Origin of the sequence: Lentimicrobium sp. L6 (assembly GCF_013166655.1) — a bacterium.
Classification (GTDB): domain Bacteria; phylum Bacteroidota; class Bacteroidia; order Bacteroidales; family UBA12170; genus UBA12170.
Map to the genome: position 1 here is coordinate 48,854 of NZ_JABKCA010000020.1, position 18,580 is coordinate 67,433.

Here is an 18,580-nt window from a genome sequence, read left to right on the forward strand (position 1 = left end):
GATTGGTTTTAATTTCAATTTCAGTGGTGCCTATTTAAATGGGCACCACTTTTTTAAAAAAAATATCAAGTTTAACAAAAGCGATCTAATGAAATCTGTATATATGACCTAAAATAAGTTATACCCTAGAACAATTGAGTAAGTTTGATATTTAATTGGTATAATAAGCATAGTCAGCCAATATGATAAATTGATCCAAACCTAAAAAGAAAGCCTGACATCCGCCAGGCTTTCAATATCTAAATTTTGCATAGATTATAAACCAAATGCTGTTTTTAATACATCAACATAGTCTAATTTCTCCCAGGTAAACAATTCTACTTCTACTTCTTTATCACCTTGATAAGGACTATGGAATTTTTTCTTCACAGTTTTTGGAGTTCTTCCCATATGACCATAAGATGCTGTTTCAGCATAAATTGGGTTTCTAAGTTTTAACCTATCTTCAATAAAAGCTGGACGAAGGTCAAATACTTCTTGAATCATTTTTGCAATTTCACCATCAGACAATTCTACCTGAGAACTTCCATAAGTATTTACATAAACACCAACCGGTTGCGCGACTCCAATAGCATAACTCAACTGTACTAATACTTCATTAGCTATTCCTGCTGCCACCATGTTTTTTGCAATATGACGAGAAGCATAAGCCGCAGACCTGTCTACTTTACTAGGATCCTTACCAGAGAAAGCTCCACCACCATGAGCACCTTTACCACCATAGGTGTCAACAATAATCTTACGGCCTGTCAAACCAGTATCACCATGGGGACCACCTATCACGAACTTTCCTGTAGGATTTACATGATATATGATTTCTTCATTGAATAATGATTGTATTTTTTCAGGCAATAAAGCTTTTACACGAGGCACTAAAATATTAATAACATCCTCTTTAATTTTTTGAACCATAGGCTCATCATCATCAAATTCATCATGCTGAGTTGAAACAACGATAGTATCAATTCTGACAGGTTGGTTATCATCACCATACTCTACAGTTACCTGACTCTTGCTATCAGGACGTAAGTAAGTCATTTCTTTACCTTCACGACGAATAGCAGCCATTTCATAAAGAAGAATATGCGAAATCTCTAATGCTAAAGGCATGTAAGAATCAGTATCTTTACAAGCATAACCAAACATCATTCCTTGGTCACCAGCACCTTGGTCTTCTTTATTTACCTTATCTACTCCACGGTTAATATCATCCGATTGTTCATGAATAGCCGATAAAACACCGCAAGAATTACCATCGAACATATATTCGCTCTTGGTATATCCTATTTTATTAATGACTTCACGTGCCACCTGCTGAACATCAACATAGGTATTAGATTTAACTTCTCCTGCTAAAACTACTTGACCAGTAGTAACAAGAGTCTCGATGGCAACTTTAGAATCAGCGTCATAAGCGATAAAAGCATCTAATAATGCGTCAGAAATCTGATCAGAAACTTTGTCTGGATGACCTTCGGAAACAGATTCGGATGTGAATAAATATCCCATTTTATTTATATTTTATAATTTTTTAAATATTTACGGGAAAGACGCTTGCAAGGAAATGTAAAGACATTATTGTTTTAGCATTTTTTTAATGTGGTTGCAAGCAAATCAAATCTTTCCACTCATTTCGAGGGCAAAGATAAATAAAATTAGAGATAATTTATCATGAAATTCTACCCTTTTATATAAAACGGCCCTATTTAGAGCTAATTTGGAAAATGATAACAAAATTACCAAATTCATTATGCCATTATCGATTCATTTCTTTCTTAAAAATTAGCCCTGAGTATGGAATGATTTCAAAAAATCGGTTTTCATTGTTTAAATCTGAATATCGAGGCGCTATACTGAAAATCAATTCAAATTTACCTTTGGGAAGTTCCATATTTTTAGTTTTAGCCGAAAAGTTTAGAACAATTAAAAGCTTCTCCTTTTTATAAGAACGATAATAAGCCAATAGCTGGTCATCACCTTTTAAAATGGTTTGCCACTTTCCCTTTTGAAGACTCTTATACTGCTTTCTCAAGCTGATCAAACTTTTATATAAATTCAATATTGAATCAGGCTCATTTTTCTGATCTTCAACATTAATAAAGGCATGATTATCATTTATGGGCAACCAAGGTTCATGATAACTAAATCCCGCATTTTTAGAGGCATTCCACTGCATAGGTGAACGAGACCGATCTCGGCCTTTATAAAAAGGCCAATATTTTAACCCCAAAGGATCTACTATGGTATTCCTTTTTAATTTGATATTAGACATTCCAATTTCTTCGCCATAATAAATAAAGGGAGTTCCTCTTATGGTCAACAGAAGCAATGCAGCAATTTTGGCTTTTTCATATTTATGTTTACCAAATCTATTCATCCCCCTACTCAAATCATGATTAGAAAGCACAAAACAGGGCCAAGCTTTTACAGGTATTTCCTTCTGCAATTTCGCAATGCTCTTATAGAATTTTTTAGCATCCCAGCGCTTAAAGAACAAGGAAAAATCAAAAGCCATATGTAAGCTATCTTTACCATTTCCAAGATAAGAAGCTACTAGTTTAGCATCCCCAGGTGGTGGATTAAAAACCTCCCCAATCAAAACCTTATCAGGATAAGAATCGACTAATTTTCGCAATTTCCTTACAATTTTATAGGATCTAGGCCTATTTCTATTAAACCAATGAGAATCAGTTAAGAGAAAACGTAATAAAGATGGATTATCTCTAAGCTTTCTATCCTTACCTATCATATTGATCACATCGAGCCTAAAACCATCTACACCCAAATTCAGCCAAAATTCAATCTCTTTAAAATACTGCTCCCTCATTGCCTTTTTCCTCCAATTCAAATCTGGTTGCTCCTTAAAAAAACTATGCAAATAATAAGACTGAGTTTGCTCTTCATACTGCCAAGCACTTTTACCAAATACCGACTTCCAATTATTCGGAACCTGACCATCCTTTGGCTTCCCCCAGATATACCAATCTCTTTTAGGATTATCAATAGAAGATGAAGATTCCAAAAACCATGGATGTTGATCAGAAGTATGGTTCATCACCAAATCCATAATAATTTTTATACCTGATGCATGAGCTTTATTCAACAGAAGTCTAAAGTCAGCCAAATCACCATAGCTACTATCAATAGAAGTATAATCTGAAATATCATAGCCTGAATCTTTAAATGGTGATGGATAAACAGGAGAAAGCCAAATAGCATCGACGCCAAGCTCTTTAAGGTAAGGGATTTTTTCTATCACTCCTTGCAAATCCCCAATACCATCATTATTGGTATCATAAAAGCTACGTGGATATATATGATAAATAACTCCATGTTTCCACCAAATAAAATCCCTCTTAACTTGATTTTCTTTCATTTTTAGAGCTCTACCACTTTAAGCAAGTCGTCCATAATTAATTTTGAAGAATAGTCTTGAGAACGCAAAACCGCCGCTTTTATCATTTTACTTCTTAAGCTTTCATCTTGAAAATAGCTTGCAATCTGCCCACTCATTTCTAATTTTCTTTTGACAAGAAACCCTGCCTCTGTTCCAGATAAAATATCCTTAGGGCCTTTTGAATCATATGCTACAACAGGTAATCCACAAGAAATAGACTCAAGAACTACCATGCTAAAAGTATCGAACTTACTTGGCAAAACAAGAAGATCTGCAGCGGAATAATATCTAGGTAATTCATGGCGCTCCACCCATCCAAAAAATAATTCATCGGGTAGTTTTTCTTTCATTTCTTCTTCAAAAGGCCCAGTTCCGATTACGAGAAGTCTTAATTTCGGAATATCCTTTTTAGCCTGCGTAAATATCTCGACAAGCTCGTCTACTCCTTTCTCTCTACTTACACGTCCTGCATACAACAACACGGGCACATCACTTGCAATTCCAAAGACCTCCTCTTTTTTCACCTTTTGAGGCTTAAAAGCTTCATCAACCCAATGAGCGGTAAGATGCAGGTGTTTACTTTTTAGGTTCATTTGTTTATTACTCAACCACTTCTTCTGATCCTTGTTCAACACAAACAAACCATCGAAATTGCTATAATAAGTCCGAAGTATTCTTCTCAATCGACTCGAGGCTGGCCGATCGAATTTAAGAACCTTTTTGGCAAACATCATCCAGTCAGTATGCAAATAAAAAAATGATTTCACTGAAAAAGCATGTTTCAAATATAAAGCAGCCAAACCCATTGGCCCTTCTGTTGAGCACATTAAGCGGTCATAGTCTCCATCTTGAAACAAACGATGTATTTCTAAGAAATTAGGTATCCTTATGGATTGTGAACTATAATTGGGAATATCAAATTCCGAAATAGGTTTAATCACTTTCAAATGCTCCTCTGGTTTTATTTTATAACTCGCTATTAAAATATCAATAGGCAAATTTCTTTCTTTAATGACCTGCAAAACCGATTTCAAAACCATGGATACCCCGTTCTGATCGTTAAAGGTATCGGTCATCCATAACATACGCTTTGGATGTTTATATTTTCCAGTGATTTCAGAAATACTATTCAACAGAGGTCTATTACTATACAATACTTTAGCGGAAGTAAAATGAGCCGAAAGTATTAATGAGGAGGCCAAAAATGGAAAATTCAAACCATCTAAAAACTTCCCTATGTCTGGTTTATGAATCCTCTTATTTTTAGATTTTATATTTTCATCCAAATATACCCTGAGTTCAGAAGGCAGCTCAAGCTTCTCGATGATGGTACTCAATTTCAGTTTTTGCAATTGCCCATCCTTCAACATTTCTTGCATCTTAAGCCCAAATCGCTGCGCCAAAACAAGATTTAATTGATTACTAATCGAACTAATGGCTTCATCATAATCCTTCACCATATCAGTCGGCCTATGATTAAAAGTATCCGCTATCTTTTTAGCATCATCAAAGACAGGCTTATAAACTGATGGAATAAACCACTTTTTAGTTTTGCTCGGCACTTTCCCTAAAAAACTCTTGTGAAACAACTCTATAAAATTCATGGTTACTTTATGTCTACGAATCTCACCAAAAGCATTCGTCACCAAAAGCGCTATGGATTTATCTGCCATTGTTCCTTTATGTAAAAGAATCCTAAACAAACCAGGATCTTTATGATGAATGGCTATTTGACAAACATAATCAAGAAAAGCTATGGCCATCTTTTCACTGCTATTATTAGCCCCAAAAGGGATCATATCTCCATTTATAATGGCTTCTAATGCCAATGAAGACATGGACTCATCAAGCTTCCTAACAGCCAAGTTAGGAATATATAACTGAGTACCTGTTAATCCTGCAAAAATACCCATATGGCTATCAGAGCCACCTGTATAGCTTTTCTCTAAAGGTTTAAAACAATAATCATGGGGTTGAACATCATATTTCTTGGCATAGTGAATCATTTTTTCCTCATCAAAAGTTTTCAACCATTCTAGACTTAACATATTTTGCCAGGTATCTCTTTGCCCGTTCAACACCTCAAATCGTTCAAAAACCAATAGCATTTTATTAAAAAAATCTATGGAAGGCAAGCCTTTTGGAGCATAAAAATATAATGGATGCGCCCAAACCGTGGGAATATTTTGCTGCAGTGCATATTCTTGAAAATGATAAATATTTCGCCTTAATTTGAGTAATACCTGTTCTTCACGGGGGGTAAAACCATAGGCTAAAACATGAATACCAACATTAAAATCGGGGACATGACATGAAAATTCTGCAGCAGATAAAACATCAAATCCTTTATCCTGCATCTCCCAACAAGAACGCGCATTATTATGATTGGTGATGGTAAAAGCATTGCAGCCATGCTTTTTTAATGATTGGAGGAGGGTTTCCGACTCTAACCAAGTTTCAGAAACATTTAAAATCCGCCCCAATATCTCATCTGGCTTATCACTGTTATAGTCGTGACAGTGCATATCGAGTTTTATAATTTCTGAAGAGCCTGCAAATTGGAATTATTTTGCGGTAAAATCTTCAAGCCCTTTTTGAAGTTGGGATTGAAATATAGAATAATTTGAAGTCCTTTTCATCTTTGCTTTTTTGATAAAGCAAGATTAGGTGGATTTAGAAAAAAGTAGGTAAACTCAATGTTAGAGCTAAGTTAAAACATTAGAGAAAAACCTGCAGATTTAAAACTAACTTTTTTAGAGCTTCATATTTATTTTATACGAATACGAGCCCTGCAGATTTCTTTATCCTTTATACTTTTAATTTGATAAAAATACTCCCCTTCTATTTGGCCCTCAAAAATTCCGAATTCATCATTTAAAACCAACTCTCCTATAAAATTAATTTCGAACTCTTTTAAATATTCTGATTCCGCACTAAAATAGGCATCCATTATCCATTTAACATAGGTGGCATTATTAACATGTTTATTAATATCTAGATCGCTGGAATATACTTTTCTATGGTCTACTTTTGTCATTAGCATAGATAAACCAAGTTTCCTAAGTGGTTTATCAATGGCCTGAGCTTTTAGAAAATCCTGCCTTCCAAAGTCAAAATCACTTATTCTACGAGGACGCTTAGTATCTTTATCTAAAACCAACCATGAACTAGCAATCTTAGCCACAACACGCTCCCCCAATAAGATCTGATAATCACGCAAAGCAAATAAACCTTCAGCAATTCGAGGCCAAGTCTTTACTATTACTTCATCTTTCCAAGAGGGCCATTTATCAATTTGAATCAAAACCCTTGTCAATACCCATATGGCATTTTCTTTTTCTAGATATTCGTATCCAAAACCATTTTCTAAGGCATTTTGCCAAGCACTTTCTTGGAGAAATAAAAAACTTGCATTTAATGACATTTTGCCATTAAAATCAGATTCATAAGATTTAATTCTGTAGGGATATACCCCAACTGTATCTCTTTGCATAAGTGATATTTTTTAATGAATTCAAAAGTACAGTAATATATATTTGCTCAAATATATTCCTAAAAACCTGAGGTCAATTAATAAATAGCTTCCATATAAAGCAAAAAACACATTAGGTTCAATCTGAAATTCAAGAAGATATACCAGGCGATATCAAATTGTTTTTAGTTGAAAAATGACATATTATTGGCTTTTCCACAAGTGGATTTCTATACTTAGCTCACTATCTTCCTCAAATTTCCTCTAGTTATCCCAATAGCTCTTCAGAAGTCTGTGTTGAATATCAGCCAATCTTTTATTATTACACATTAATAGAAACGATATATCAAGAAATCTTTTACTTTTGCCCCAAGGGGATTTTTTATATAATTTATACAATTGATGAAAATTAAATATAGCTTACTGGCTCTGTTTTTACTTGGAATATACATCAGTTCCAATGCACAAATGAAATTTCGCCAAGATAACTCAAGAAACGAAAACAGCTGGTTTATAGATGTAAACACAGGTGTTACAAGTTTTTATGGCACCCTTGGAGTATTCAATTATGATCCCATCTTAAAAATAAAAGAGGAAAGTAAATTTGCATTTGGTATAACTGCTGGAAAAAGCTTTAACAAATACCTTTCAGCAAGAGCCTATTTCACTTCTGGAGGATTCAAAGCCACTAATAATGAAAGAGGAATAAGATATGATGCTAGCCTTACAAATTATGGTGGTCAATTCTTAATCAATTTCTCTAGCATATTTGGCGATACAGATTATATCCCAATATTCTCTGTATATGGAATTGTAGGAGTTGGCTTAGCAAGCACAAAGCCTATTCTTTATAGTATAGAAGAAGAAGGATACGGAACCCCTATCGACAGCCTCAACTACGCCACTAAAGTTTCAACTTTAGAATTTAATATTGGGCTTGGTGTCTCCTATGAGATATTTAACCAAATAGATATATTAGTTGAACTAGATTACCATTATGGAATGTCGGACGAATTGGATCTCACCACTGATGGTGGGAAAGATAATTTCATGTATTTGAAAGCTGGGCTGAGATATCGATTTGGCTTTGCAGACACAAAAGGCTCATCTGCTTTTGGTCGAAGAAGAAGATAATTTTTAAGCTACCTTTGATTCATTAGCTCTTTCTTGAATATTAATAATAGGCCTAAACCTATTTCTTATCAAATTCCATTTCTCAGGGTACTGCTCCAATAACATTATAATCTTACGCCTATGGTTTTTAATCTTATCAGAAATAGCTGCCGCTGTAATTGAATTCTCTAAAGTTTGTCCTACCCTAGCACTCGTCAACTTTACTCCTTTCAATGTCAATTGTTCTGCAGCAAATTCTAAATCCTCCAAAAACTGATAGGTCTTAGTATGGGTTACATAGGATCCTTTTCCTTGCTCAATTTGATCTTTTGCAGCTTCCTCTATTTTTTCAAATTCTTTAAAATGAACTGCAGATAGAATAATTTGATTATGATTTAAGCCAAACTGAAGTGTTTTTACAAAAACTAAAGCTTTTCTTAAAGCCAGCTTAACTTTATCATAATCATATAAGAATGGCCTTAGTAATTCCTTAGCTTTATCCTCTAAAACAATAATATCACCAGGGCTTTTAACAGAATCTACCAATTTAAAAAGAATGACATCCAATTGAGATTTAAAATCATCGGATTCTTGTTTATGTATTTTCAATTGTTGCTGTTGGTACTGAACCATTTCTGAAATACTTTTATTATATTCCATCATGGCTTCTCTATTGGAATTTAATTGAGTTAAAATAGTTTTTAGGCTATTAAATAACAGTCTTCCAATTATCATTTTTTGTTGAGTATTTAAGATATTACCAGACTTAATAGGACCAAACTCACTTGCATCTTTACGGAAATAAAAGATATAAACATCACTAAAAGCATCTATATCACTGGAAAAACTCAAACAAAGCATACTCTTCAACACTTCACTAAATAGGTCCTCCTCCATTAATTCACTTTCATTTTCGCTAAAAGGCAGCTCATCTTGGCTATACCAAGCCACTGAGGATTTTTGATAGCGAAACTGATTGAGCTTAGATATACTGTTTGAGGATAAACTTATATTCTTTATGGAAGAGGAGTCTTCTTTATCAACCGATAATAATGTTAACTCAGCTGTTCTAGGATCATTCCACAATAAATCAACCCTATCCAATCCAGGCAATAAATGCACCGCATGCTCAAGAGCTGTTATAGCCGGAAGATTTAAAAAACTAAACTGATTCTTCATTAAACAATAATTGATTAAGTAATTTTGGTTTTCTTAAGTTTTGCTAAAGCTTAAAAATGTTCTTTTTCAGATCTTAAATCCATAAGGTAGCATTTTAAAAAACAGCCTTTTTGCAAAATTCGTATAAATGTAAGACAATTCCTCATGAATAATCAAGATTTTCATAACAATTTTAAGTTTTTTCTTAATTTATTTCATTCAGCTTAAGTTTACCTAACAGGACTTAACTTGTACTTTACAACACAACTTAAGCTTAAAATAATTGACAAACAGCCTATTACAAGATACTTTTGCTTCAGAATTTTATCTTATTGACCACAAAACAATCTATTATTATGAACGGAAGCATCTATAGCCTAATTCAAGAGAAAAGGAAATTATTTTACACTGGTATCATTAGAAACTCCTATAAAAGACCTACGCATGGTAAAGATGGGCATGTAGATACAAGTTCTGACTCTAACCAGCATGAAAAATCCTATACTATGAAATCGAGAGGGATTCAGATGTTGCAAGAAATATTCTCTGAGTAGCAAAGCAAATAATAATTCACATATCGGTTTTTTTTGTAGTTTTAGCTGCTGAATTGAACACAAAACATGAGAAAAAACCTTTGTCTCCTTTTAATATTAATTTCTGGAATAGTATTGAGTCAGAATGCTAATCGCGAAATTGACAGTCTCCAAAATATTCTTGGTTTAAGTCAGAATAAAAAATGGGTTGATGCTGCTGTAGAACTATCATTCAAACTAAGACATAATGAACCCAATTACAGTGAAGAGTTGATCACAGAAGCCATCGAACTTTCAAAAAGACTTGATTATAAATACGGATTGGCTAATGCCTATATGTTTAAAGGCCAGTATTCCTATGACAATAATAAAGTTTTAAGCGGACTAACCTTTTATCAAAAGTCTTACGAAATATATAATAAAATAAACAAACCAAAAAAAGCAGCGAACTCGATATACGGTATAGGTGAAGGTCTATCTAGAATTCATAAAACCAAAGAATCTAATGATACCTTAAAATTTGCATTGGACAAATATATTGAACAAATAGAGCCTAGCGATTTATCTGATTTTTATCAATTATTATCTAGCAATTATAAAGATTTAGGCAACCAAGAATATGCAATTGCCTATATAGATACAGCTATCATTATAGAACAAGAGAACCAATTAACATACAAATTAGTAAACTCTTATAATAGCCTCGGTATTATTCATTCCGACATAGGTAATTACAAACAATCTATATTTAATTATGATAAATGCGAATATATTGCTCGTCAATTAAACGACACACTGAGTATCTCTTATGCTATAAGTAATAAAGCACTCATTTATTTAGATTGGGGAGTGTATGATGAAGCCCTAAGCCTATTTCTTCAAGGTCAAGAATTAACGCAAGCACTGGGCTTAGAAAAAGAACTATCAATAGATCTTTCCAATATAGCTTTGGTTTATCAGGAAACCAAGGACTTAAATAAGGCCAAAACTTATTACCAACGCGCCCTTCGGTTAGCTGAAGAATACGGTCAGGACGAAACAGTCTCGATAATTCAACATAATTTAGGAGACATACTCTATACAGAAGGGAACTACGATTCCGCACTGATTCTTTTGAATAAAAGTATGAGGTATGAAATGAATAACAACCGCACACTAGGAATTGCTCAATCGAAGAGTATGATTGCCAATGTTTATGTGGCTATGGGCAAATATCCCTTAGCATTTTCATATTTTGAAGATGCCAAAAGTGTTTTTGAAAAATTCGGGAGCAAACTCGACTTGGCTAACCTCTTTATTGATTACGCTAAAGCTCATGAAACACTACTAAACGACTCATTATCTGTAGAATACTACAATAAAGGACTTGAAATAGCTATTCAAATCAATGCAACAAACATTATCCAAATAGGCTATGAGGCTGCCTCTAAAAACTATGAACGACTAGAAGATTTTAAACAAGCATTATACTATTATAAAGCTTTTAAAGAACTGAACGATACCATTTATAATGAACATGTTAGTAGTCGTATTGACTATATGTCACTAAAATTAGAAAATCAAGAACGAGAAAAAGATTTAGAAAAACTAGCTAATGAACAAAAGGTTTTCACATTAGAAAACCAAACCAAAAGAAACCGTTTATTTTTCATTATTATTGTCCTCATTATCATACTAGTTTTCTTTGTTTGGCTTTATTTCTTAAACCAACGTTCTCAAAAGCAGATTAAGCAACAGTACAATGTACTTTTGGAGAGTGAGCAGAAAATAAAAGCGCTTCTCGACGCTAGTTTCGATTCTACCATATTAGTGGATATTCATGGAGAAATCATCACAGCAAACTCTAATGATTTAAACGGTTTCCTCCCCGATCAAGCAAATATTTTAAACAAATCCATTTTCAGCTTCTTCAAGAAAACCAATAGAGTTGTATTAGAGAAATTCTCAGAATTAGTTCTCAGCTCTAAAACTTATAAAGAGTTACATGTGGTTGATGATAAGAATATATTCAATATCAAGATTAGTCCTATCATTGATATGAATCAAAATATTGTTTCTTTAGCTTTCTACATTAAGGATATCACTCAAATTGAAAAAGACAAGAAAGAAAAACGAGTAATGGAAAGCCAATTAATTCAAACCCAAAAAATGGAAACTGTAGGAACCATGGCTGGAGGAATTGCTCATGATTTTAATAACTACTTGGCTACTATCAAGGGATATGTGGATATGTCCTTGGAAGATATTGAAACTGACCATCATGTGCATACCTATTTAACCAATACCATGAAAGCAGTTACTCTATCCCAACAAACTGTTCAAAAACTACTCACCTTTAGTCGAGGAAAAGATATTATTATGGATAAGATATCCTTCGACCAACTGTTGACAGATAGCATAGATATTATTAAGGGATCTAAACCTAAAAATATTGATCTCATCTATCCAAACGAAGAATTCAATATAGAATTACTTGCAGATAAAAACCAAATTACACAAGTTATCATAAATATTATAACCAATGCATTTCATGCAATTGATGATCATAATGGTAGTGTCAAAATTGAAGCCTTTCCTAACATGACTTTAGCAGAGTTTGACCATAAAAAAATGATTTGTCTTAAAATATCTGATGATGGTATTGGAATGGATAAAGAAACCATTCAAAGAGTATTCGAACCCTTCTTTACTACTAAAGAAGTTGGAAAGGGAACAGGCCTTGGTTTATCTGTTGTTACTGGAATAGTGAAGCAACATAATGGCAAAATAACAGTGGAATCAGAATTTGGAAAAGGAACTATTTTTTCATTATATTTACCGATAATTTAATTGTATTTACCAAAAAAACACAGCCATGAAGAAGATTTTATTAATTGATGATGATACCCATTTTAGAGAAATGTTTGCCGTTTTACTAAAACGTAATAATTACGAAGTAATTGAAGCAACAGATGGCAGATACGCTAAAGAACTCTACAGCGAACACCAACCCCAGCTTGTTATTACAGATATTATCATGCCTGACAAAGAAGGCATAGAAACCATCCTCGATTTAAAAAAGGAATTTAAAGACATAAAGATCATTGCTGTTTCAGGAGGAGGAAGAACAAATGCCATGGATAACCTGAGATCGGCAAGATTACTTGGAGCAACCCTAACATTTGAAAAACCTTTTGAAAACAAGGAAATTCTTGAGGCTATTGCCACCTTGATAGGATAAGCTATTGTTATTTAAAAAACAATAAGCCAACCTCTTATATATCTGTTTTTTACATAATTATACTAAGATACAAACTCTTATTTAGAATGAAATTTAGAAGTCTTCTAAACAATTTTGTATCCTACTGACATAGTGCTATTTACAAATGCATTTTTTGTGTCAAAATAATCAAACAAATCGTTATATACTGATTTACAGACCCTTAAGTCCAAACATACAACAACTGTAAAAGCAAGGACTATACGACTAATGTTTCTATTTTTGTCCATCAACCTGTTTTAGTTGAGTATAACAAAATTAAAAACAAAACATAAATACCGTGAACGAAGTTATTATTTATGCCGTAAGTTCTCTAGGGGTTTTAGCCATTGTTGCTGCTGTAATTCTATATTTTGTGGCACAAAAATTCAAAGTTTTTGAAGATCCACGTATCGATGATGTAGAAGAAGTATTACCCAGTGCCAATTGTGGTGGCTGTGGTTATGCTGGTTGTAGAGCTTTTGCTGAAGCTATTGTTAAAAAAGCTACTCTAGAAGGCTTTAATTGCCCTGTAGGAGGAAGCGATGTAATGGTTGATGTTGGTAAGGTAATGGGCATGGAAGCCGCAATGGCCGAACCTCAAATAGCTGTTGTAAGATGTAGTGGTTCTGTGGTCAATTCACCTGCTAAAGTTAAATACGATGGTATTGCCAATTGTGCAGCTGCCGCTACTGTATTTTCTGGAGAAGGAGGATGTTCTTATGGTTGCCTAGGATTAGGTGACTGTGAAGTATCTTGTGATTTCGATGCCATCCACATCAATCCTGAAACCATGTTACCTGAAGTAACAGCAAATTGCGTGGCTTGTAATGCTTGTATTGTTGCTTGTCCCAAGGATATTATTGAACTAAGAAACCTAGGTAAAAAAGAACGTAGAATCTTTGTAGCCTGTGTAAATGAAGAAAAAGGTGCTCCAGCTAAGAAAAACTGCGATGTAGCTTGTATCGGATGTTCTAAATGTTTCAAAGTTTGTCCTTTCGATGCCATCGAAATGAAGAACAACAGAGCTTATATCGATTTTGAAAAGTGTAAGCTATGTAGAAAATGCGAACCCGTTTGTCCAACAAACGCCATTCACGAAATCAATTTCCCTCTTAGAAAGCTAAAGCCAGAAGGTGAAAAGCCTGCTGCTAAAAAAGAAGCTCCTGCAAAAGTAGCCGTTGCTGAAAAAGCTGTTCCTGCTGCAAAAGTGGAAAAAGAGGTGAAGAAAGTTGAAGAGCCTATTGCTAAAAAGGACTCTGATGCTAAAGAAAATACAGAAAAAGCTTAATTCTCTAAATAAATAAAAGGGGTATTAAATGAAGACTTTTAAACTTGGTGGTGTACATCCACCTGAAAACAAATTATCGGCTCAAGCAGCCATTGAATATCTTCCGCTACCAAAGCAAGTAACAGTTCCAATAGGTCAACACTTAGGAGCTCCTGCAACGCCAGTAGTAAAAAAAGGTGACGAAATTAAAGTAGGGCAATTATTGGCTAAAGCTAGTGGTTTTATCTCTGCCAATATTCACTCACCTGTATCGGGGAAAGTATTTAAAATTGATGATGTCTATGATTCTAGTGGATACCGTAAACCTTCAATCATTATTAATGTGGAGGGTGATGAATGGCTAGAGAACATCGATCAAAGTAAAGATATCGTAAAAGATATTAAGCTTTCAAACAAAGAAATTGTTGACAAGATTAACGAGATGGGGGTAGTAGGGCTTGGTGGCGCTACCTTCCCTTCTTTTGTTAAGTTAATGGTTCCTGAAGGAAAGAAAGTAGAATTTCTAGTTATTAATGGAGTGGAATGTGAGCCTTATTTGACTTCCGATCATCGCTTAATGTTAGAGCGTGGTGAGGAAATGATGATTGGTATTAGCATCCTCATGAAGGGTCTAAATGTTGACAAAGCCTTAATTGGTGTAGAAAACAACAAACCAGATGCTATAGAGGAGCTTAAAAGATTAGCCAAGAATTTCAAAGGTATCGAAATCCATCCTCTAAAAGTTCAATATCCCCAAGGTGGTGAAAAGCAGTTGATACAAGCCATTACTGGTAAAGAGGTTCCATCTGGGAAACTTCCTCTAGAAGTAGGTTGTGTAGTCAACAATGTGGGTACTGCATTGGCTGTTTATGAAGCGATCCAAAAGAACAAACCATTAATAGAACGTGTGGTGACTGTAACTGGCAAATCAGTGAAGAAGCCATCTAACTTTATGGTTAGAATTGGTACTCCAGTTAAGGAACTCATTGAAGCTGCCGAAGGTTTACCTGAAGATACTGGCAAAATCATCAATGGTGGTCCTATGATGGGAAAAGCATTATTAAATACTGATGTACCTGTAGTAAAAGGAACTTCTGGTATTTTAATCATGCCTGAGAATGAAAGCAAACGTGGCGAAACAAGCAATTGTATCCGCTGTGCTAAATGTGTTCAGGTTTGCCCAATGGGACTAGAACCAGTTTACCTTTCTAAAACCAGCAAGCTTCAAATGTTTGATAAGGTAGAAAACGAAAGAGTGATGGACTGTATTGAATGTGGTTCTTGCTCGTATACTTGTCCTGCTAACATTCCTCTTCTCGACTTCATCAGGTTTGGAAAGAATAAAGTAGGTGGAATCATCAGGAATAGAAACAAGAAATAAAACGATAAGAAAAGATGAGTTTATTAACAGTATCTGCATCCCCTCACGTTCATGGCGATATGTCGACCAAGAAAATCATGTGGGGAGTAGTATATGCCATGATTCCGGCCATGCTGGTTTCCATATACTTCTTTGGCCTCGATGCCATGCGTGTTATTTTTATTGCGGTAGCAGCTTCCATTTTCTTCGAATGGGCTATCCAAAAATATTTATTAAAAGGCAGCAATACCATTATGGATGGTTCAGCAGCCATTACCGGAATCCTCTTGGCTTTCAATGTACCTAGTAATCTGCCTTGGTGGATTATTATCATTGGTGCTTTAGTAGCGATAGGAATGGGTAAAATGAGCTTTGGGGGTTTAGGAAAGAATCCTTTCAATCCAGCATTAGTTGGACGTGTATTCTTACTCATCTCCTTCCCTGTTCAAATGACCAGTTGGCCAAAAGCAAGTCCTATTATTGATGGATTAGCTGATGCTGTTACAGGTCCTACTGCTCTTGGAGTGATGAAAGAAGGTTTAAAAGCAGGACAAACAGTACAAGAACTAATGACTTCTCCAGAGATGCCACAGTTTATGGGCCAGTTTATGGGCCACATGGGTGGTAGTATGGGCGAAGTATCTGCTCTGGCCTTAATCCTTGGTGGTATTTATATGTTATGGAGAAAAATCATCACTTGGGAAATCCCTGGAAGCGTATTGATTTCAGTTGTGGTATTCAGTGGTATTTTCTGGTTGATTGATCCCACACATTATGTAAATCCTATTTTCCATCTACTAACTGGAGGTATGATGCTAGGTGCCATATTTATGGCTACCGATATGGTCTCCTCTCCCATGACCAAAAAAGGTCAATTGGTTTATGGTGTCGGAATTGGAGTTTTAACAGTCATTATTCGTGTTTGGGGAGCCTATCCAGAAGGAATGTCTTTCGCCATACTTATTATGAATGCTGTAGTTCCATTACTTAATAATTCTTTTAAACCCACTAGATTTGGTAAGGAGGTGAAACATGGCTAAAAAACAATCAACATTCATCAATATGGTTTATGTGCTGTTTTTAGTAGCAGCTATAGCCGGACTAGCTCTTGGGGCAGTATATAATGTCACCAAAGAACCTATCGAATTGGCCAAGAAAGCAAAAATAGAAAACGCTATAAAAGTAGTATTACCAGAATTTGATGAGGTAAAACCAGCTTATAAAGTCATGTCTTTCGATGGAAACAAACCTAAAGATTCATTAACATTCTATAATGCCTATAATAAAGGTGCATATGTAGGAACTGCAGTGAACACGTATACTATGATGGGATTTAGTGGTTTAATCAAACTCATGGTAGGTTTTAAACCCGATGGAGTTATTTCTAATATCTCTGTATTGGAACATAAAGAAACTCCAGGTTTGGGAACTAAAATGGCAGACCCTAAATTTAAAGATCAGTTTGAGAATAAAAATCCAGCTACCTTCAATTTAAAAGTCACTAAAGATGGTGGAGAAATTGATGCCATTACAGCTGCGACAATCAGTTCTAGGGCATTTAGCGATGCCACGGAAAGAGCTTACAAAACTTTCGAACTAAATAAAGGAGGAAAGAAATAATGAGTCAAATGAAAAATTTCACCAAAGGTTTTATCAAAGAAAACCCGGTATTCGTTCTTTTATTAGGCCTCTGTCCTACTCTTGGGGTCACCACCTCTGCCTTTAATGGCTTGGGTATGGGATTGGCTACTACTTTTGTACTTCTTGGATCTAATATGGTAGTCAGCATTATTAAAAATGGCATACCTGATAAAGTTAGAATCCCCGCTTTTATTGTAATTATTGCTTCTTTTGTAACTATAGTTGAGTTATCGATGCAAGCTTATATGCCAGCTCTTTTCGACCAGTTAGGTTTATTCATTCCTTTAATTGTTGTAAACTGCTTGGTATTAGGACGTGCAGAAGCATTTGCTTCAAAACAAAACTTTTCTTCTTCATTAATCGATGGTTTAGGCATGGGACTTGGATTCTCATTTGCATTAACTGTACTTGGAGGAGTTAGAGAAATATTAGGAAGTGGAGCCATTTTCAATATTAAGTTTATGGAAGCCGACGGAATGTTAGTATTCGTATTGGCCCCTGGAGCTTTTATTGCATTGGGTTACCTGATTGCTATTATCAACAGAATTAACAAAAAAGCCTAAATCTTAGAACTATGGAATATATAATTATCATCATATCCGCCATATTTGTCAATAATATTGTATTGGCGCAGTTTCTGGGAATTTGTCCTTTTGTTGGGGTTTCCGGAAAGATATCTACTTCAGTTGGAATGAGTGGTGCAGTAATGTTTGTAATGACAATTGCAACTATTGTTACCTGGCTCATCCAATATTACGTATTGATTCCTTTAAGCATTGGTTTCTTACAAACCATTACATTTATTTTAGTGATTGCATCTTTAGTGCAAATGGTAGAGATTATCTTGAAAAAAGTAAGTCCTCCCCTTTACGCTGCTCTTGGTGTTTTCCTTCCTCTTATTACTACTAACTGTGCTGTTTTGGGTGTTGCTATCTTAGCCATTCAAAAAGAGTTCAACTTAATGGAAGGTGTAGTTTACGCTATAGCATCAGCTGTTGGTTTTGGATTAGCCATGGTATTATTTGCTGGTTTAAGAGAGCATATGGACCTAATGGAAGCTCCAAAAGGAATGAAAGGTGTACCTATAGCATTGGTGATGGCTGGAATTTTAGCTTTAGCATTTATGGGTTTTACCGGAATGGTTTAGAGCATATAAAATTTGAATATATAGTTCAAGCGCTGCCTTTTTAGGTGGTGCTTTTTTTATTGAAAACAAAACTCTAGATTATCATTTTTTGCTAACAGGACATACAAAAGCCTTACTAGTCATACTAATAAGGCTTTGATTTCTATTTAGGTATTTAATGATATACTATTTCAAAACCACCATTTTTTTAGAACCTGCCACTTGTCCATCTATTTTAATGGTGTACAGATAGATTCCATTTTCTAAATCGA

General features: G+C 34.7%; 15 protein-coding genes. 10 read left to right on the top strand and 5 right to left on the bottom strand.

Going from position 1 to position 18,580, the window contains the following annotated elements:
• Positions 1-255 precede the first annotated feature (255 nt).
• The 4 genes from metK to HNS38_RS07055 form a co-directional block, all read right to left on the bottom strand.
• Positions 256-1,509: a methionine adenosyltransferase gene (metK, locus tag HNS38_RS07040; RefSeq protein WP_172278793.1), complete on the bottom strand. Its 1,254-nt coding sequence runs from the start codon at positions 1,507-1,509 to the stop codon at positions 256-258.
• A gap of 247 nt (positions 1,510-1,756) precedes the next feature.
• The gene (locus tag HNS38_RS07045) at positions 1,757-3,376 is read right to left on the bottom strand and encodes an alpha-glucosidase (protein ID WP_172278791.1); all 1,620 of its coding nucleotides are present in this window, start codon (positions 3,374-3,376) and stop codon (positions 1,757-1,759) included.
• Between the two features lie 2 nt (positions 3,377-3,378).
• Entirely contained in the window at positions 3,379-5,922 is a 2,544-nt protein-coding gene (locus HNS38_RS07050; protein WP_172346194.1) for a glycosyltransferase, read from the bottom strand.
• Between the two features lie 242 nt (positions 5,923-6,164).
• A complete protein-coding gene (locus HNS38_RS07055) occupies positions 6,165-6,890 on the bottom strand; it encodes an acyl-[acyl-carrier-protein] thioesterase (RefSeq protein WP_172278787.1) in 726 nt (241 codons plus the stop codon).
• A gap of 381 nt (positions 6,891-7,271) precedes the next feature.
• Between HNS38_RS07055 and HNS38_RS07060 the strand changes: the two genes are divergently transcribed.
• Entirely contained in the window at positions 7,272-8,003 is a 732-nt protein-coding gene (locus tag HNS38_RS07060) for an outer membrane beta-barrel protein (protein ID WP_172278785.1), read from the top strand.
• A gap of 3 nt (positions 8,004-8,006) precedes the next feature.
• Here the strand turns inward: HNS38_RS07060 and HNS38_RS07065 are convergent, their stop codons facing one another.
• Positions 8,007-9,161: a hypothetical protein gene (locus tag HNS38_RS07065; protein ID WP_172278783.1), complete on the bottom strand. Its 1,155-nt coding sequence runs from the start codon at positions 9,159-9,161 to the stop codon at positions 8,007-8,009.
• 335 nt (positions 9,162-9,496) lie between these two features.
• Here HNS38_RS07065 and HNS38_RS07070 point away from each other — a divergent pair, with 335 nt between their 5' ends.
• The 9 genes from HNS38_RS07070 (at position 9,497) to rsxA (ending at position 18,329) form a co-directional block, all read left to right on the top strand.
• Positions 9,497-9,694 (top strand): hypothetical protein, encoded by a 198-nt coding sequence (locus HNS38_RS07070; protein ID WP_172278781.1) that lies wholly within the window; start codon positions 9,497-9,499, stop codon positions 9,692-9,694.
• Positions 9,695-9,760: 66 nt separating this feature from the next.
• Positions 9,761-12,502, top strand: coding sequence for a tetratricopeptide repeat protein (locus tag HNS38_RS07075; protein ID WP_172278779.1), 2,742 nt, complete (start codon positions 9,761-9,763; stop codon positions 12,500-12,502).
• A 25-nt stretch (positions 12,503-12,527) separates the two neighbouring features.
• Positions 12,528-12,893: a response regulator gene (locus HNS38_RS07080; RefSeq protein ID WP_172278777.1), complete on the top strand. Its 366-nt coding sequence runs from the start codon at positions 12,528-12,530 to the stop codon at positions 12,891-12,893.
• A gap of 319 nt (positions 12,894-13,212) precedes the next feature.
• The gene (locus HNS38_RS07085) at positions 13,213-14,202 is read left to right on the top strand and encodes an RnfABCDGE type electron transport complex subunit B (RefSeq protein ID WP_172278775.1); all 990 of its coding nucleotides are present in this window, start codon (positions 13,213-13,215) and stop codon (positions 14,200-14,202) included.
• A gap of 28 nt (positions 14,203-14,230) precedes the next feature.
• On the top strand, positions 14,231-15,562 hold the full coding sequence (gene rsxC, locus HNS38_RS07090) for an electron transport complex subunit RsxC (protein WP_172278773.1): 1,332 nt from the start codon (positions 14,231-14,233) through the stop codon (positions 15,560-15,562).
• Positions 15,563-15,576: 14 nt separating this feature from the next.
• The gene (locus tag HNS38_RS07095; RefSeq protein ID WP_172278771.1) at positions 15,577-16,581 is read left to right on the top strand and encodes an RnfABCDGE type electron transport complex subunit D; all 1,005 of its coding nucleotides are present in this window, start codon (positions 15,577-15,579) and stop codon (positions 16,579-16,581) included.
• On the top strand, positions 16,574-17,161 hold the full coding sequence (locus HNS38_RS07100) for an RnfABCDGE type electron transport complex subunit G (protein WP_172278769.1): 588 nt from the start codon (positions 16,574-16,576) through the stop codon (positions 17,159-17,161). The genes HNS38_RS07095 and HNS38_RS07100 overlap by 8 nt, the downstream gene beginning before the upstream one ends.
• Positions 17,161-17,745: an RnfABCDGE type electron transport complex subunit E gene (locus HNS38_RS07105; RefSeq protein WP_172278767.1), complete on the top strand. Its 585-nt coding sequence runs from the start codon at positions 17,161-17,163 to the stop codon at positions 17,743-17,745. The genes HNS38_RS07100 and HNS38_RS07105 overlap by 1 nt, the downstream gene beginning before the upstream one ends.
• A gap of 11 nt (positions 17,746-17,756) precedes the next feature.
• Positions 17,757-18,329: an electron transport complex subunit RsxA gene (rsxA, locus tag HNS38_RS07110; RefSeq protein ID WP_172278765.1), complete on the top strand. Its 573-nt coding sequence runs from the start codon at positions 17,757-17,759 to the stop codon at positions 18,327-18,329.
• The last annotated feature ends 251 nt before the right edge of the window (positions 18,330-18,580 follow it).

Bases quoted from the DNA above. Each gene is read 5' to 3' on its own strand.
- HNS38_RS07060 (WP_172278785.1), top strand. From the start codon at position 7,272: ATGAAAATTAAATATAGCTTACTGGCTCTGTTTTTACTTGGAATATAC.
- HNS38_RS07050 (WP_172346194.1), bottom strand. From the start codon at position 5,922: ATGCACTGTCACGACTATAACAGTGATAAGCCAGATGAGATATTGGGG.
- HNS38_RS07105 (WP_172278767.1), top strand. From the start codon at position 17,161: ATGAGTCAAATGAAAAATTTCACCAAAGGTTTTATCAAAGAAAACCCG.
- HNS38_RS07055 (WP_172278787.1), bottom strand. From the start codon at position 6,890: ATGCAAAGAGATACAGTTGGGGTATATCCCTACAGAATTAAATCTTAT.
- rsxC (WP_172278773.1), top strand. From the start codon at position 14,231: ATGAAGACTTTTAAACTTGGTGGTGTACATCCACCTGAAAACAAATTA.
- HNS38_RS07070 (WP_172278781.1), top strand. From the start codon at position 9,497: ATGAACGGAAGCATCTATAGCCTAATTCAAGAGAAAAGGAAATTATTT.
- HNS38_RS07045 (WP_172278791.1), bottom strand. From the start codon at position 3,376: ATGAAAGAAAATCAAGTTAAGAGGGATTTTATTTGGTGGAAACATGGA.
- metK (WP_172278793.1), bottom strand. From the start codon at position 1,509: ATGGGATATTTATTCACATCCGAATCTGTTTCCGAAGGTCATCCAGAC.
- HNS38_RS07075 (WP_172278779.1), top strand. From the start codon at position 9,761: ATGAGAAAAAACCTTTGTCTCCTTTTAATATTAATTTCTGGAATAGTA.
- HNS38_RS07095 (WP_172278771.1), top strand. From the start codon at position 15,577: ATGAGTTTATTAACAGTATCTGCATCCCCTCACGTTCATGGCGATATG.
- HNS38_RS07100 (WP_172278769.1), top strand. From the start codon at position 16,574: ATGGCTAAAAAACAATCAACATTCATCAATATGGTTTATGTGCTGTTT.
- HNS38_RS07065 (WP_172278783.1), bottom strand. From the start codon at position 9,161: ATGAAGAATCAGTTTAGTTTTTTAAATCTTCCGGCTATAACAGCTCTT.
- HNS38_RS07080 (WP_172278777.1), top strand. From the start codon at position 12,528: ATGAAGAAGATTTTATTAATTGATGATGATACCCATTTTAGAGAAATG.
- rsxA (WP_172278765.1), top strand. From the start codon at position 17,757: ATGGAATATATAATTATCATCATATCCGCCATATTTGTCAATAATATT.